A 14,913-nucleotide genomic window follows, 5' to 3' on the forward strand; every position below is an offset into this window, starting at 1 on the left:
AAGGGTGGATTACCCACCGTGACGCGCTCAAGCTCGCTCCAATGCCGCAGCGTTGAGGTACTCCCCGACCGCCCGCAGTTCTCCGGCCGGGACGATCAGTCCGATGTGGTTGTCCGGGCGGATCAGGACCAGGGTGTCCTCGCCCGGCGCGATGCCGTACGCCGAGCCGGCGTGGCCGCCGTCATCGGCCAGGCCGCGCGTGCCGCCCGATTCCGCGCTGTGGCCCGCGTCCACTCCGTACGCCCGCAGCTCGCCCTCGTACGCCACCGACGCCTCCCGCAGTTCGGGTGCCGTGCCCGCGCCGAAGCCGAGCAGGGTGAAGTGCGGTCCGGCGAAGGCCTCGAACAGCCGGAGGGGGGCTCCGGTGGCCAGGTCGCGGCAGGGGGCGTCCGGGGCGCGGTCGCCCGCGCGCAGCCGGGGCGTGGCGCCGAGGCGGGCCAGCGAGCTCCAGGGGTAGCTGGAGCCCGGGCCGTGGGAGAGCGGCGTGTTCGCCGAGTCGAGACCGCCGCCCGGCTTCTTGATCGCTTCCAGCGTGGCGCGCAGCCGCTCCGCGCTGAGGTCCAGGACGTCGGCCGCGACGGGCAGCCGCTCCTCCTCGTACGTGTCGAGCAGGGCCGGGTCCGCCCGGCCGGAGGCGACCCGGGCGAGCTTCCAGCCGAGGTTGTACGCGTCCTGGATGCCGGTGTTCATGCCCAGTCCGCCCGCGATCGAGTGCACGTGCGCGGCGTCACCCGCCAGGAACACCCGGCCCACCCGGTAGCGGTCCACCATGCGCTCGTTGACGCGGTAGGTGGAGAGCAGGGCGGCCTGCGACAGCAGGGTGCCCGGCAGCCCCGTGTGCTTGGCGAACAACCGCTGGAAGCTGTCCAGCGACGGGGGTACGGGAGTGCCGGAGGCGTCGGTCTCGGGGCCGGCCTGGAACCACCAGCCCGACCGGGTGCCGGGGATCGGGCAGAGCATCACGGCGCCGTCCTCGTCGAACCACTGGTGCCAGACTCCGCGGTCCGGGCCCTCGGCCTCGACGTCGCCGCAGACCATCATCTGCGTCTCGTCCGTCTTTCCCTCGAAGGGGATGCCGAGCAGTTTGCGCACCGCGCTATGGGCGCCGTCGCAGCCGACGACGTACCGCGCCTCGATCTCGCGGCCGTCGGCCAGGGTCGCCGTCGCGGAGGTGTCGCCCTGGGCCAGCCCCACCAGCTCGGCGCCGAGGGCGACCCGTACGCCGTACGTCGCGAGCCGGCCCCGCAGGACCTCCTCCAGCCGCCACTGGGCGACCGTCCGGGGCAGGGCGTACGGGGAGTCCGGTGTCGGGCGCACCTCGGCGAAGGGGTCGGCCTCGGCGATTGCCACCCCGCCCCGGTACTTGCGCATCGGAAGCGGCGCGGCACCGGCGGCCAGGACCTCCTCGACGACTCCGAGGTCCTCCAGGACCTCCAGCGAGCGCGAGTTGGGGCCCTTGGCGCGGGAGCTGCGCGGGAACTGCGGGGCCTTGTCGATGATCGTCACGTCGACGGCCCGCCGGGCGAGATCGATGGCCAGGGTCAGTCCGGTCGGCCCGGAGCCGACGACGAGAACGGTGGTCGGAGAGGTGGGCATGCGTACTCCTCGGGTGCGTGTCCGTTGCGGCCAATGGAAACGTAACCGAGTTAAAAAAGCAACTAGGTAATGGATCGAGCGGAGGTCGAGGTCTCCGGTGCCTCCGGTGTCTCCGGTGCCTCCGGGATCACCCGGGTTTCCGGAGACGCCGCGGCGGTCTGCCCGGCCGCGGCCAGCCGTGCGGCCTGCGCCTGGACGCGCGTACGCCGTGAGGTCCGCAGCGCGTCCCAGGTCAGCAGGGTCAGAGCCAGCCAGACCAGACCGAAGCCCGCCCACCGCTCCGGGGGCATCGCCTCGTGGAAGTACAGGATCCCGAGAACGAACTGGAAGACCGGTGCCAGGTACTGCAGCAGGCCCAGCGTGGACAGCGGTACGCGGATCGCGGCGGCCCCGAACAGGATCAGCGGAATCGCGGTCACCAGACCGGTGGCGGCGAGCAGTGCCGTGTGGCCGGCGCCCTCGGAGGCAAAGGTCGACTCGCCCCGCGTGCCCAGCCACACCAGATAGCCGAGCGCGGGCACGAACAGCACCGCGGTCTCGGCGGCGAGCGACTCCAGGCCGCCCATGTTGACCTTCTTCTTCGCCAGGCCGTAGGTCGCGAACGAGAAGGCCAGGACCAGTGAGATCCACGGCGGCTGCCCGTAACCGATCGCCAGCACGAGCACGGCCGCCACGCCCGTGCCGACCGCCACCCACTGCACGGGGCGCAGCCGTTCGCCGAGGAGCAGGACGCCCATGGCGATGGTGACCAGCGGATTGATGAAGTAGCCGAGGGAGGCCTCGACGACGTGCCCGTTGTTGACGGACCAGATGTACAGGCCCCAGTTGACGGTGATCACGGCCGCCGCGACGGTGATCAGCCCCAGCTTCCTCGGCTGCCGGAGCAGCTCGCCGATCCAGGCCCAGCGGCGCAGGACGAGCAGCGCGACACCGACGACGCCGAGGGACCAGACCATGCGGTGGGCGAGGATCTCGACCGCGCCGGACGGCTTCAGCAGCGGCCAGAAGAGCGGGACGATCCCCCACAGTCCGTAGGCCGCCACACCGGACAGAAGCCCGGCCCGCTGTTCGTTCTTTCCCTTCACGGGCCCCTCCTGGCGGGTGTCCGTCGACGGCTTCGTCAACCTGACGAAGGTAGCGCCGACGCGGCCCGGTGTCATTGCCGTATCGCCAGACGGTCATGACACCGGGCTCGGGAGCCCTTGGCCCGCGGTGCGCCCGGGTGCCTACTGGGCGGCGACCGCCGCGGCGACGGTCTCGGCGAGCGGCGTCGTCGGGCGGCCGATCAGCCGGGCCAGGTCGCCGCTGGTGCCGGCCAGCAGCCCGCGCCGGATGCCCTCGTCCACGTCGGTGAGGATCTCGGCGAAGGCCTCGGGCACACCGGCGCCGACCAGGATCTCCTGGTGGACGGCGGCCGGGACGTTCTCGTGGACGATCTCCTTGCCGGAGGCCTTGGCGATCTCGGCGGCGTACTCCGCGAGCGACCAGGCGACGTCCCCGCTCAGCTCGTAGGCCTTGCCGAGGTGGCCCTCGCCGGTCAGGACCGCCGCGGCCGCGGCCGCGTAGTCGGCACGGGTGGCGGAGGCGATCCTGCCCTCGCCCGCGTTGGCCACGACGGCGCCGTGGGCCAGGACCGGGGCCAGGTTCGCGGTGTAGTTCTCCGTGTACCAGCCGTTGCGCAGGAACGTGTACGGCAGGCCGGAGTCGAGGATCAGCTGCTCGGTCACCTTGTGCTCGTCGGCCAGCCGGATGTCCGCGTCCGGGCCGCCGAGGATGCCGGTGTACGCGAGCTGCGCCACGCCCGCCGCCTTCGCCGAGTCGATGACCGCGGTGTGCTGTGCGACGCGGCGGCCGACCTCGCTGCCGGAGATGAGCAGCACCCGGTCCCCGGCCCGGAAGGCGTCGGCCAGCGTCTCGGGGCGGTTGTAGTCGGCGATCCGGAGCTCCACGCCGCGGACGGCGAGACCGGCGGCCTTCTCCTTGTCGCGCACGACGGCGGCGATGCCGCTCGCGGGGACGGTGGTCAGCAGCTGCTCGACGACGAGACGGCCGAGCTCTCCGGTGGCTCCGGTGACGACGATGCTCATGGGGGTGTTTCTCCTCTTCAGGTGCTCATGTTCCTGTTCGTGCGTTCTTTCACTCACCTTAGGGATGGCGCTAACTAAACGAAAGTACCCACTTTGAAGTAAGGTACTGGTATGAGCGTAAGCAACCTGGAGCGCGGGCCCGATGTGCGGCAGCCGATGTGCCCCTCACGGCTGGTCCTCGAACACGTCACCAGCCGCTGGGGCGTCCTGGTCCTCGCCGCCCTGCTGGAGCGCTCGTACCGCTTCAGCGAGCTGCGCCGCGAGGTCGGCGGTGTCAGCGAGAAGATGCTGGCGCAGACCCTCCAGACCCTGGAGCGCGACGGCTTCGTCGACCGGGACGCCAAGCCGGTGATCCCGCCGCGGGTGGACTACTCCCTCACGGACCTGGGCCGGGAGGCCGCCGGGCAGGTGTGGGCCCTGGCGCGCTGGTCGGAACGGAGTCTGGACGCGGTGGACGCGGCGCGCACGGCGTACGACGCGCGCAAGCAGGAGCGCGAGCCGGGGGTGTGAACGGCGGAGCGCCTGCCCTTCCCGTGTGTACGGGAAGGGCAGGCGCTCCGGGACCGTGCGGGCTTCAGCCCGCGACCGTCCAGTTGTCGTTGCCCGCGAGCAGGGCGCCGAGGTCGCCCTTGCCCTGCTGCTCGACGGCCGTGTCGAGCTGGTCGGCCATGAGGGTGTCGTAGACCGGCCGTTCGACGTCGCGCAGCACTCCGATCGGGGTGTGGTGCAGCGTGTCCGGATCGGCCAGCCGGGACAGCGCGAACGCCGTGGTCGGGCTGGGGGCGTGCGCGTCGTGGACGAGGATCTGCGAACGGTTCTCCTCGGTGACGGCGACCACCTGCAGATCACCCGTCAGCGGATCCCGTACGACGCCCTTGGAGTCGTCCGTGCCGAAGAGGACCGGCCGGCCGTGCTCCAGCCGGATCACCGCCTCCTGGGCCTGGTCCTTGTCCTTCATGACCTCGAACGCGCCGTCGTTGAAGATGTTGCAGTTCTGGTAGATCTCCACCAGCGCCGTACCGGGGTGGTCGGCCGCCGCGCGCAGCACGCTCGTGAGGTGCTTGCGGTCGGAGTCGACGGTACGGGCGACGAACGAGGCCTCCGCGCCGATGGCCAGGGACACCGGGTTGAAGGGGGCGTCGAGCGAACCCATCGGCGTCGACTTGGTGATCTTGCCGACCTCGGAGGTGGGGGAGTACTGGCCCTTGGTGAGCCCGTAGATCCGGTTGTTGAACAGCAGGATCTTCAGGTTCACATTGCGGCGCAGGGCGTGGATGAGGTGGTTGCCGCCGATGGACAGCGCGTCGCCGTCCCCCGTCACCACCCAGACGCTCAGGTCCCGCCGGGACGAGGCGAGTCCGGTGGCGATCGCCGGGGCGCGGCCGTGGATCGAGTGCATCCCGTACGTGTTCATGTAGTACGGGAAACGGGAGGAGCAGCCGATGCCGGAGACGAAGACGATGTTCTCCTTCGCCAGTCCGAGCTCGGGCATGAAGCCCTGCACGGCGGCGAGGACCGCGTAGTCACCGCAGCCGGGGCACCAGCGCACTTCCTGGTCGGACTTGAAGTCCTTCATGGACTGCTTGGCCTCGGCCTTCGGCACCAGCTGGAGCAGTTCGTTGGTCTCAGGCATCGATGGCCTCCTGAAGGGCCGTCGCAAGCTGCTCGGCCTTGAACGGCATGCCGTTGACCTGGTTGTAACTGTGCGCGTCCACCAGGTACTTGGCCCGGATGAGCATGGCCAGCTGCCCGAGGTTCATCTCGGGGACGACCACCTTGTCGTAACGCTTCAGCACCTCGCCGAGATTCCGCGGGAACGGATTGAGGTGGCGCAGATGGGCCTGCGCGATCGGCTGCCCGGCGGCGCGCAGCCGGCGGACGGCGGCCGTGATGGGGCCGTACGTCGACCCCCAGCCGAGCACCAGGGTCTTCGCCCCCGCCGGGTCGTCGACCTCCAGGTCCGGGACCTCGATGCCGTCCACCTTGGCCTGGCGGGTGCGGACCATGAAGTCGTGGTTGGCGGGGTCGTACGAGATGTTCCCGGTGCCGTCCTGTTTCTCGATGCCGCCGATGCGGTGTTCGAGGCCGGGGGTGCCCGGGACGGCCCAGGGGCGGGCCAGGGTCTGCGGGTCGCGCTTGTAGGGCCAGAACACCTCGGTGCCGTCGGCCAGCTCGTGGTTCGGGCCCTGGGTGAACTGGACGCGCAGGTCGGGGAGTTCGTCGACCTCCGGGATGCGCCACGGCTCGGAGCCGTTGGCCAGGTAGCCGTCGGAGAGCAGGAAGACCGGGGTGCGGTAGGTCAGGGCGATCCGGGCGGCGTCGAGCGCCGCGTCGAAGCAGTCCGCCGGGGTCTTCGGGGCCACGATCGGCACCGGGGCCTCGCCGTTGCGCCCGTACATCGCCTGGAGGAGATCGGCCTGCTCGGTCTTGGTCGGCAGGCCGGTGGACGGGCCGCCGCGCTGGATGTCGATGATGAGCAGGGGGAGTTCGAGGGACACGGCCAGGCCGATCGTCTCGGACTTGAGGGCCACGCCCGGGCCGGAGGTGGTCGTGACCGCGAGGCTGCCGCCGAAGGCCGCGCCGAGCGCGGCGCCGATGCCGGCGATCTCGTCCTCGGCCTGGAAGGTGCGTACGCCGAAGTTCTTGTGCCGGGACAGTTCGTGCAGGATGTCCGAGGCCGGAGTGATCGGGTACGAGCCCAGGTACAGCGGCAGGTCCGCCTGCCTGCCCGCGGCGATCAGACCGTAGGACAGCGCCAGGTTCCCCGAGATGTTGCGGTACGTGCCGGTGGGGAAGGCATGGGACGCGGGGGCCACCTCGTAGCTGACCGCGAAGTCCTCCGTGGTCTCCCCGAAGTTCCACCCGGCCCGGAACGCCGCCACGTTCGCCTCGGCGATCTGCGGCTTCTTGGCGAACTTGGTCCGCAGGAACTTCTCGGTGTTCTCGGTCGGCCGGTGGTACATCCACGACAGCAGGCCCAGCGCGAACATGTTCTTGGAGCGCTCGGCCTCCTTGCGGGAGAGCCCGAACTCCTTCAGGGCCTCGATGGTGAGCGTCGTCAGCGGCACCGGATGGACGTGGTACGCCTCCAGCGAGCCGTCCTCCAGCGGACTGGTCTCGTAACCCACCTTCGCCATCGGCCGCTTGGTGAACTCGTCGGTGTTGACGATGATGTCGGCACCACGCGGCACATCGGCGATGTTGGCCTTGAGCGCGGCCGGGTTCATCGCGACCAGCACGTTCGGGGCGTCGCCCGGGGTCAGGATGTCGTGGTCGGCGAAGTGGAGCTGGAACGAGGACACGCCCGGCAGGGTTCCTGCGGGGGCACGGATCTCGGCGGGGAAGTTCGGCAGCGTGGAGAGGTCGTTCCCGAAGGAAGCGGTCTCCGAGGTGAACCGGTCACCCGTGAGCTGCATGCCGTCTCCGGAGTCACCCGCGAAGCGGATGATCACCCGGTCCAGGCGGCGGATCTCTTTCCCGCCGGCGCCTGCTGTTGCGGACTGGGGGGCACGCTGTCCCCCTACGAGTGCCTCACTGGCTCCATCGGCCTGTTCGGCTGGGCTACTGACCTGGCTGGTCACTTACTGGACCTCCCTCGGCGCGGCGGCTCGGAACCATCCGGCCCGCCGGCGGTCCCGAGCCCCACCCTACGTCTGTAAGGGTCGCCTTCCTCTGGCCGATCACATGGTGGACGGCGTTTTGAGACGCTTTTCGGTGCTGTTCCGTCATGATTCATCAGCCGCGCGGTTCCTCGTCGGACCTTTGGTGGAGTCAGCGTGGAGCGAGTCGCGGGTTGCCTGGTCGGGGCGGTGCGGGGAGTGCCTCCAAAGATATCTGACAGAATGTCAGATATCGCGGTGCGGCATCAGGAGTTCAGGAGTTCGGACCGGGTTCGGGAGCTCGGGCGGGGTGTTCGGTCAGGGTGCTCGGGCAGCTCAGGAGTTCAGATAGGTCAGCACGGCCAGGACGCGCCGGTGGTCACCGTCGCTGGGGGACAGCCCCAGCTTCAGGAAGATGTTGCTGACGTGCTTCTCCACCGCGCCGTCGCTCACCACGAGCTGCCTGGCCACCGCCGAGTTCGTCCGCCCCTCCGCCATGAGGCCGAGCACCTCGCGCTCGCGAGGCGTCAGCCCGGCCAGCACGTCCTGCTTACGGCTCCGGCCCAGCAGCTGCGCCACCACCTCCGGGTCCAGAGCCGTGCCGCCCTGAGCCACCCGGACCACCGCGTCGACGAACTCGCGGACCTCGGCGACCCGGTCCTTCAGCAGATACCCCACGCCCCGGCTGGACCCGGCCAGCAACTCGGTGGCGTACTGCTCCTCGACGTACTGCGACAGGACCAGCACGCCGATCCCCGGATACTCCTTGCGCAGCCGCACCGCGGCCCGCACGCCCTCGTCGGTGTGCGTCGGCGGCATCCGCACGTCGGCGACCACCACATCGGGCAGCGCGTCCTGCCCGGCGAGGTCGCCCACCGTCTTGATCAGCGCCTCCGCGTCCCCGACGCCCGCCACGACGTCATGCCCGAGATCGGTCAGCAGCCGGGTGAGTCCTTCCCGGAGCAGTACCGAATCCTCGGCGATGACTACACGCACCCTGTCCTCCACCACGACGCTGAATCCCCCACTGTTCGGTTGTCCGCTTGTTCACAGGTCCGCCGGTCGGGCAGACCGCTGGTCCGGCTGTCCCGCCTGTACGCCGTCCAGCATCCCAGTACCGGCAGTGACGCCGCGAGCCTTCGCGGAGTTGCGTCGTGGCGGGCCCGGCCCCGATTCCGGGCTCGGGGCCCGGCGCGGGCCGTTGGGCGGTCCTGGGCGGACGGAAACGGCCGGTCGCCGGGCGGCCCGGTGTACGGGTCCGCCCGGCGACCGGGTACGGGAAGGGAGCCGGCGGCTCAGCCGCGCCAGGGCAGCTCGGCCGTGACCTTCGTCGGGCCGCCCACCGGGGAGTCGACGACGAGGATGCCGTCCACCGCGTCCAGCCGCTCGGTCAGACCGGCCAGGCCGCTGCCCGACGTCAGGTCGGCACCGCCGCGCCCGTTGTCGGTGACCTGGAGCATCAGCCGGTCGGCCGACCGCCACACGTCGACGGAGGCGCGGGTGGCGCGGGCGTGCTTGCTGACGTTCTGCAGCAGTTCGGACACGGTGAAGTAGGCGATGCCTTCTATGGCCTGCGCGGGGCGGGACGCCAGGTCGACCTCGACGGTCACGGGGACGGTGCAGCGGGAGGCGATGGCGGAGAGTGCGGCGTCGAGGCCGCGGTCGGTGAGGACGGCGGGGTGGATGCCGCGGGCGAGGTCGCGGAGTTCCTGGAGGGCGACCTTCACTTCGCCGTGGGCCTCGTCGACCATCTTGGCCGCGGCCTCGGGGTCGTCGGTCAGCTTCTCCTTCGCCAGCCCCAGGTCCATGGCGAGGGCGACGAGCCGGGCCTGGGCTCCGTCGTGGAGGTCGCGTTCGATGCGGCGGAGGTCGGCGGCGGCCGTGTCCACGACCACACCGCGGTCCGACTCCAGCTCCGTGACCCGGGTCGCCAGCCGCGACGGGCCGAGCAGCCCCACCACCATCAGGCGGTCCACCGCGGCCAGGCCGCGGATGACCCATGCCGTGCCCAGGACGACCGCCAGCCCGACGGCACTGGTCAGCGCGAGTTCGAAGGGGGAGTCGAGGTAGACGTTGTGCGTGCCGTCGCCGTACAGCTGCACCCCGTCGATGCCCGCGTAGGCCGGGAAGGCCCAGGCGTACACCGGGTACGTCAGGGCCGCCCAGCCCCACGTCCACAGGCTCAGCGAGACGCAGAAGGCGAAGACCGCCCACGGGAAGTGCAGCAGCGTGTAGAGCAGGTGCCGCCAGGACACTCCGCTCTTCAGGACCGCCCCGACCCAGGACATCAGGCCGCCGGTCCGGCCCCGGACCGGCTCGGGCTCGGCCACGTCCAGCTTGAGCAGGGCACGGGCGCGGGCCCGCTCCAGGATGCCGAGGCCGCGGCACGCGGCCAGGCCGGCGGCCAGCAGCGGGATTCCCAGGAAGGTGATGAGCAGCCCGGCGCTCAGCGAGGTCATCGTGACCGCGAAGCAGAACAGCACGGTGCTGATCGGGAAGCTCAGCATGAGGTAGGCGAACTCGCGCCAGGTCCTGGCCTCGACGGGGGCCCGCAGCGCGGCCGGCAGGAAGCGATTCGCCGCGAGGCGGTTCTCCGAACTGCTACCCGACCGCTGGGGGTCCCGTGTGTCCGGTCCGTATGCCGTGGCCATGGGATTCCGTCCGTTTCTTCTGTGTCCGCTGTGTCCGTGTGTCCGCTGCGTGTGCTGCTTCTGCTTCTGCTTCTGCGCCTGCGGGGCTGCGACTGTGTGCCGTGTACGTACTTCGTGCGTCTACTGAGAAGAGTGCTGGCCCGTACGTCTGCGCACCATGAGGGCGGTCTCCCTCTTCGACCGGGGGTTTTCCCCACCCCGGCCTGCGGGCTGTCGCCCGTCCCCCGGCAGGAGTCAGGCCGTACGGGCTCCGGCGGCGCTCTTCTCGCTCTCGCGGTCGCGCCAGGGCAGCTCGGCGGTGACGGTCGTCGGGCCGCCGGCCGGGGAGTCGAGGACGAACAACCCGTCGACGGCGCCCAGCCGCTCGGCCAGGCCCGACATCCCCGTACCGCCGTCCATCGAGGCCCCGCCCCGTCCGTCATCGGTGACCTGGATCAGCAGCCGGTCCGCCGAACGCCACACATCGACGGACGCCGCACGCGCCCCGCTGTGCTTGCTGACGTTCTGCAGCAGCTCGGACACGGTGAAGTAGGCGATGCCCTCGATGGCCTGCGCCGGCCGCCCCGGCAGATCCACCGCCACCGTGACGGGGACGGTGCAGCGGGAGGCGATGGCGGAGAGTGCGGCGTCGAGGCCGCGGTCGGTGAGGACGGCGGGGTGGATGCCGCGGGCGAGGTCGCGGAGTTCCTGGAGGGCGACCTTCACTTCGCCGTGGGCCTCGTCGACCATCCTGGCCGCGGCCTCGGGGTCGTCGGTCAGCTTCTCCTTCGCCAGCCCGAGACCCATGGCGAGGGCGACGAGTCGGGCCTGGGCCCCGTCGTGGAGGTCGCGTTCGATGCGGCGGAGGTCGGCGGCGGCCGTGTCCACGACCACACCGCGGTCCGACTCCAGCTCGGCGATCCGGCGTTCCAGCTCGTCGGAGGGGGAGAGCAGCCCGCGCACCATCCCGCGGTCGGCGTTGGTCAGGAACCGCGCGACAAAGGGGAGCACCGGCCACAGGACGAAGAGGCCCACGAGTGTCACGGCGAAGGTGACCACGCCCCACGGCAGCCGTATGAACGAGTAGAGCACCGAGCGCCAGCCGACCGGATCCTTCAGGCTCGACCACAGCCAGGCGAAGAACCCCTCCTCCCGGCGGACCCGGGCCATCGGGCTCGGCTCCTCGATCCGCACGCCGAGCAGCCCCCGCGCCCGGCCCCGCTCGGCCCGCCCCAGCAGCCGGGCGCCCTGGAGCCCCAGCGCCAGCAACGGCAGACCGATCACCGTGACCGCCAGCCCCACGCCGATGGAGACCATCAGCACGGTGTAGACGAATCCGGCGATCGCCATGGGGAGATTGGCGAGGAGATGCGCGATCTCCTTCCACGTCCACCGGTCGAAGGCGAAGCGGACAGGAGGCGGCCCGTCGTGGTCGGGTACCTGAGGGCTCATGGTCATACGACCAGCCTGCCGGGCCCGGCCCCCGGACGCCATGGGGCTCGTGGGTGGGGGCGAAGTAGGGATATCCCTACCAGTTGCCCGACGCGGCTGCTTACCGTCCCTTTACAGGGCCTAGACTCCCGTGCGTACAGATCGGCGAACAGGTTCTGAGGGAGCGAGGGGGCGGACGTGACGGACGTGGCGGAACTGCCGGACGTGACGAGCCTGCCGGACGTGACGGACCTGACAGCTCTGCCGGGCGTGACGGACCTGACACCTCTGCCCGACGTGACGAGCCTGACAGCTCTGCCCGACGTGACGAGCCCGTCGGGATCGGCCGTTCTCGCGTCGGACTACTTCCACAGCTACTCGGTGGTCGGCCTGCTCGCGGTGATCGGCGTGCTGTTCGTCGCCGTCGCCTTCGGAGCCGGCCGACTGCTGCGTCCCGTGGTGCCGACGCCGGAGAAGCTCCTCACGTACGAATGCGGCGTGGACCCCGTGGGGGAGGGCTGGGCACACACCCAGGTCCGCTACTACGTCTACGCCTTCCTGTACGTGATCTTCGCCGTCGACTCGATCTTCCTGTTCCCCTGGGCGACCGTGTTCGCCGCGCCCGGATACGGCGCGACGACGCTGGTGGAAATGTTCATCTTCCTCGGTTTCCTGGCCGTGGGACTGCTCTACGCATGGAAGAAGGGCGTCCTCGAATGGACGTGACGAGCCCGTCGTCCTCCGAGTCGGGTGGCGAACTCGCCCCCGTACCCACGTTCCTCCCGGAACCGAAACGCCTGGGGGTGCTCTCCCGGCTGGCTCCCGAGCCGATGAAGGTGGTCCTCAACTGGGGCCGCCGCTACAGCCTCTGGGTCTTCAACTTCGGACTCGCCTGCTGCGCCATCGAGTTCATCGCCGCTTCCATGGCCCGTCACGACTTCATCCGGCTCGGTGTGATCCCGTTCGCGCCGGGGCCCCGCCAGGCCGACCTCATGATCGTCTCCGGCACGGTGACGGACAAGATGGCGCCCGCGGTGAAGCGGCTGTACGAGCAGATGCCCGAGCCCAAGTACGTCATCTCCTTCGGCGCCTGCTCCAACTGCGGGGGCCCGTACTGGGACTCGTACTCCGTGACCAAGGGCGTCGACCAGATCATTCCGGTCGACGTCTACGTACCCGGCTGCCCGCCCCGGCCGGAGGCCCTGCTCCAGGGCATTCTCAAGCTCCAGGAGAAGATCGCGCGCGAGTCGCTCGGTGAGCGCTACGCGACGGGCGCCGGCAGCCGTCCCTCCACCGCCGCACTCCGCAGCGGCCTGGTCGCCGCACCGCCGACGCCGAGCACGTCGGGCACGCCGAGCACGTCGGGCTCATCGGACTCGTCGGATTCGTCGGGGGAGGAGGGAAAGTGACCGCCTCCGAGCGCACCGAAGACTTCGGCCGGCTCCCGGACGCCGTCACCGAGATCTTCGGTGAGGACGCCACGGCGGAGCAGGCGTACGAACTGCTGACCGTCGATGTGCCACCCGCCTCCTGGACCACCGCCCTCGAAACGGCGCGCGACCGGCTCGGCTGCACCTACTTCGACTGGCTGAGTGCCGTGGACGAACCGGGCACCGGGTTCCGGGTCTGCGCCCATGTCGCCGCGCTGCCGGACGCGGACGGCGGCGGCGTCCGCCGACTGCTGCTCCGTACGACGGTTCCGCACGAGGCTGCCGTGCTGCCCACCGCGATCGGTGTGTACGCCGGCGCCGAGTGGCACGAGCGCGAGACCCACGAGATGTTCGGGATCGGCTTCGACGGTCACCCGCACCTGGTCCCCCTCCTGCTGCCCGAGGGCTTCGAGGGCCACCCCCTGCGCAAGGACTTCGTTCTGGCGGCCCGGGTCGCGAAGGCCTGGCCGGGAGCCAAGGAGCCGGGGGAGTCGGAGCACGGCGGCCCGAAGCGCCGCACGATGCTGCCACCCGGCGTTCCCGACCCGAACGAGTGGGGCCCCCTGAAGGGCCAGCTCCCGCCGGCCCCGGCCCGCGCGGCCCGCGCCACAGGTGACCGCCCGCCCCGCCGCGCCCGCAGCGCGAGCGACGCCACACCTGCCGCGCCGGCCACGGACCCGGCGCCCTCGCCCCGTCGCACCCGCAGCGCATCACAGGGCTCGGCCAGCCAGGAATCGGCAACCCCGGAGGCGAAGACGGCCCCGGAGGCGACGACGGCCCCGGCCCCTGCCACGCCCGCACCCCCGGCCGCTGCCCCCGCCGCGCCGTGGCACGACGCCCGCCCGGCGTTCGACGAACCTGCTGACGCCCGTGAAATCGAGCCCCTCCGGCGATCGAGGAGCGGGGATCCGGGGGCGGAGCCCCCGGTACGGGAAGGGGCGGGCAGGGGAGAAGCCCCGCGCAGCGGCACCCCCGACGCGCCGACCACCCCCGACGCGCCGACCACCCCTGAACCCCCCACCGAGCAGCCCCCCGAGGCCCCCAAGCCCCCCGAGGCCCCCGAGGGCCAAGGGCCCCCCAACACCCCCGCCGGAGGCGACCCCGAGTGAACGACGTACTGGACGTCGCCCTCCGCCTCGTCATCGTCTTCGCCGTGTTCATGGTCGTCCCCCTCGTCGTGGGGCAGGCCGAACACAAGGTGATGGCCCACATGCAGGGCCGCCTCGGCCCCATGTACGCAGGCGGCTTCCACGGCTGGGCCCAGCTCGTCGCGGACGGTGTGAAGTTCGCGCAGAAGGAAGACATCGTCCCGGCCGAGGCCGACCGCAGGGTCTTCCAGCTCGCCCCCGCCGTAGCGCTGCTTCCGTATCTCCTCGTCCTCGTCGCGATCCCGATCGGCCCCGGTGAGGGCGCGGTCGGCCAGGTCGTCGACGCGGGCATCTTCTTCGTGCTCGCCGTGATGGGCGTCGGCGTGCTCGGCTCCCTCATGGCGGGCTGGGCGTCCGCCAACAAGTTCTCCCTGCTCGGCGGCCTCCGTACCGCCGCGCAACTGCTCGCGTACGAGCTGCCGATGCTGCTCGCCGCCGCCTCCGTGGCGATGGCGGCCGGCACCGTCTCGCTCCCCGGCATCCTCGACGCCTTCGAGTGGTGGTGGCTGCCCTGGCAGATCGTCGGTGCCCTGGTCTTCTTCGTGGCCGGACTCGCCGAACTCCAGCGCCCGCCGTTCGACATGCCGGTCGCCGACTCCGAGATCATCTTCGGCGCGTACACCGAGTACACCGGCCTCCGCTTCGCGCTCTTCCTGCTCGCCGAGTACGCGGGCATCGTCGTGCTGTGCGGACTCACCACCGTCCTCTTCCTCGGTGGCTGGCACGGTCCGCTCGGCGCCGACGGACTCGGCTGGGTCTGGACGCTCCTGAAGGTCGGCATCCTCGCCTTCGTCGTCATCTGGCTGCGCGTGAGCTATCCGCGGCTGCGCGAGGACCAGCTCCAGAAGCTCGCCTGGACCACACTCATCCCGCTCGCCCTCGCGCAGATCGCGCTCACCGGCATCGTGAAGGTGGCGATCAACTAGTGGCCGCACCGCTCCCGCCCTCCCGGCCCCGCATCCCCGGCTCAGGTCTGGCCAAGGGCCTCGCCG

General features: G+C 71.0%; 13 protein-coding genes. 5 read left to right on the forward strand and 8 right to left on the reverse strand.

Translation table 11 applies throughout. The features are described from left to right. Positions 1–27 precede the first annotated feature (27 nt). From OG446_RS22500 to OG446_RS22510, 3 genes are all read right to left on the reverse strand, one after another. Positions 28–1,596, reverse strand: a complete 1,569-nt coding sequence (locus tag OG446_RS22500) for an FAD-dependent monooxygenase (protein ID WP_328895746.1) — start codon at positions 1,594–1,596, stop codon at positions 28–30. A gap of 62 nt (positions 1,597–1,658) precedes the next feature. After that, positions 1,659–2,681 carry an EamA family transporter RarD gene (gene rarD, locus OG446_RS22505; protein ID WP_328895747.1) on the reverse strand — a complete coding sequence of 341 codons (1,023 nt, stop codon included), beginning with the start codon at positions 2,679–2,681 and terminating at the stop codon, positions 1,659–1,661. Between the two features lie 141 nt (positions 2,682–2,822). Then, a complete protein-coding gene (locus OG446_RS22510; RefSeq protein ID WP_328895748.1) occupies positions 2,823–3,683 on the reverse strand; it encodes an SDR family oxidoreductase in 861 nt (286 codons plus the stop codon). 111 nt (positions 3,684–3,794) lie between these two features. On the opposite strand from OG446_RS22510, the gene OG446_RS22515 reads away from it, so the two are divergent. Then, complete coding sequence (locus OG446_RS22515) at positions 3,795–4,193, forward strand: winged helix-turn-helix transcriptional regulator (RefSeq protein WP_328895749.1); 399 nt, start codon at positions 3,795–3,797, stop codon at positions 4,191–4,193. A gap of 64 nt (positions 4,194–4,257) precedes the next feature. Here the strand turns inward: OG446_RS22515 and OG446_RS22520 are convergent, their stop codons facing one another. The 5 genes from OG446_RS22520 to OG446_RS22540 all read right to left on the reverse strand — a co-directional run bounded on the left by OG446_RS22520 (position 4,258) and on the right by OG446_RS22540 (position 11,370). Continuing rightward, the gene (locus OG446_RS22520; RefSeq protein ID WP_328895750.1) at positions 4,258–5,316 is read right to left on the reverse strand and encodes a 2-oxoacid:ferredoxin oxidoreductase subunit beta; all 1,059 of its coding nucleotides are present in this window, start codon (positions 5,314–5,316) and stop codon (positions 4,258–4,260) included. After that, positions 5,309–7,264: a 2-oxoacid:acceptor oxidoreductase subunit alpha gene (locus OG446_RS22525; RefSeq protein ID WP_328895751.1), complete on the reverse strand. Its 1,956-nt coding sequence runs from the start codon at positions 7,262–7,264 to the stop codon at positions 5,309–5,311. Before OG446_RS22525 ends, OG446_RS22520 begins: the two co-directional genes overlap by 8 nt. A 354-nt stretch (positions 7,265–7,618) precedes the next feature. Beyond that, on the reverse strand, positions 7,619–8,278 hold the full coding sequence (locus OG446_RS22530; RefSeq protein ID WP_148022109.1) for a response regulator transcription factor: 660 nt from the start codon (positions 8,276–8,278) through the stop codon (positions 7,619–7,621). Positions 8,279–8,577: 299 nt separating this feature from the next. After that, positions 8,578–9,933, reverse strand: a complete 1,356-nt coding sequence (locus tag OG446_RS22535) for a sensor histidine kinase (RefSeq protein ID WP_328895752.1) — start codon at positions 9,931–9,933, stop codon at positions 8,578–8,580. Positions 9,934–10,167: 234 nt separating this feature from the next. Beyond that, positions 10,168–11,370 (reverse strand): sensor histidine kinase, encoded by a 1,203-nt coding sequence (locus OG446_RS22540; protein WP_328895753.1) that lies wholly within the window; start codon positions 11,368–11,370, stop codon positions 10,168–10,170. A gap of 288 nt (positions 11,371–11,658) precedes the next feature. Here OG446_RS22540 and OG446_RS22545 point away from each other — a divergent pair, with 288 nt between their 5' ends. Genes OG446_RS22545 through OG446_RS22560 form a run of 4 tightly spaced genes read left to right on the forward strand, consistent with a single transcriptional unit; the run spans position 11,659 to position 14,847 of the window. Then, positions 11,659–12,069 (forward strand): NADH-quinone oxidoreductase subunit A, encoded by a 411-nt coding sequence (locus OG446_RS22545; protein ID WP_389261855.1) that lies wholly within the window; start codon positions 11,659–11,661, stop codon positions 12,067–12,069. Beyond that, positions 12,060–12,752, forward strand: coding sequence for an NADH-quinone oxidoreductase subunit B (locus OG446_RS22550; RefSeq protein ID WP_328895754.1), 693 nt, complete (start codon positions 12,060–12,062; stop codon positions 12,750–12,752). The genes OG446_RS22545 and OG446_RS22550 overlap by 10 nt, the downstream gene beginning before the upstream one ends. Further along, on the forward strand, positions 12,749–13,882 hold the full coding sequence (locus OG446_RS22555; RefSeq protein WP_328895755.1) for an NADH-quinone oxidoreductase subunit C: 1,134 nt from the start codon (positions 12,749–12,751) through the stop codon (positions 13,880–13,882). Before OG446_RS22550 ends, OG446_RS22555 begins: the two co-directional genes overlap by 4 nt. Further along, entirely contained in the window at positions 13,879–14,847 is a 969-nt protein-coding gene (locus OG446_RS22560; protein WP_148020193.1) for a complex I subunit 1/NuoH family protein, read from the forward strand. Before OG446_RS22555 ends, OG446_RS22560 begins: the two co-directional genes overlap by 4 nt. The last annotated feature ends 66 nt before the right edge of the window (positions 14,848–14,913 follow it).

This window comes from Streptomyces sp. NBC_00236, assembly GCF_036195045.1.
In the GTDB taxonomy this organism is placed as follows: domain Bacteria; phylum Actinomycetota; class Actinomycetes; order Streptomycetales; family Streptomycetaceae; genus Streptomyces.

Excerpts from the sequence above, each read along its gene's own strand:
- OG446_RS22500 (WP_328895746.1), bottom strand. The coding sequence starts at position 1,596 with ATGCCCACCTCTCCGACCACCGTTCTCGTCGTCGGCTCCGGGCCGACC.
- OG446_RS22510 (WP_328895748.1), bottom strand. The coding sequence starts at position 3,683 with ATGAGCATCGTCGTCACCGGAGCCACCGGAGAGCTCGGCCGTCTCGTC.
- OG446_RS22515 (WP_328895749.1), top strand. The coding sequence starts at position 3,795 with ATGAGCGTAAGCAACCTGGAGCGCGGGCCCGATGTGCGGCAGCCGATG.
- OG446_RS22520 (WP_328895750.1), bottom strand. The coding sequence starts at position 5,316 with ATGCCTGAGACCAACGAACTGCTCCAGCTGGTGCCGAAGGCCGAGGCC.
- OG446_RS22535 (WP_328895752.1), bottom strand. The coding sequence starts at position 9,933 with ATGGCCACGGCATACGGACCGGACACACGGGACCCCCAGCGGTCGGGT.
- OG446_RS22540 (WP_328895753.1), bottom strand. The coding sequence starts at position 11,370 with ATGACCATGAGCCCTCAGGTACCCGACCACGACGGGCCGCCTCCTGTC.
- OG446_RS22550 (WP_328895754.1), top strand. The coding sequence starts at position 12,060 with ATGGACGTGACGAGCCCGTCGTCCTCCGAGTCGGGTGGCGAACTCGCC.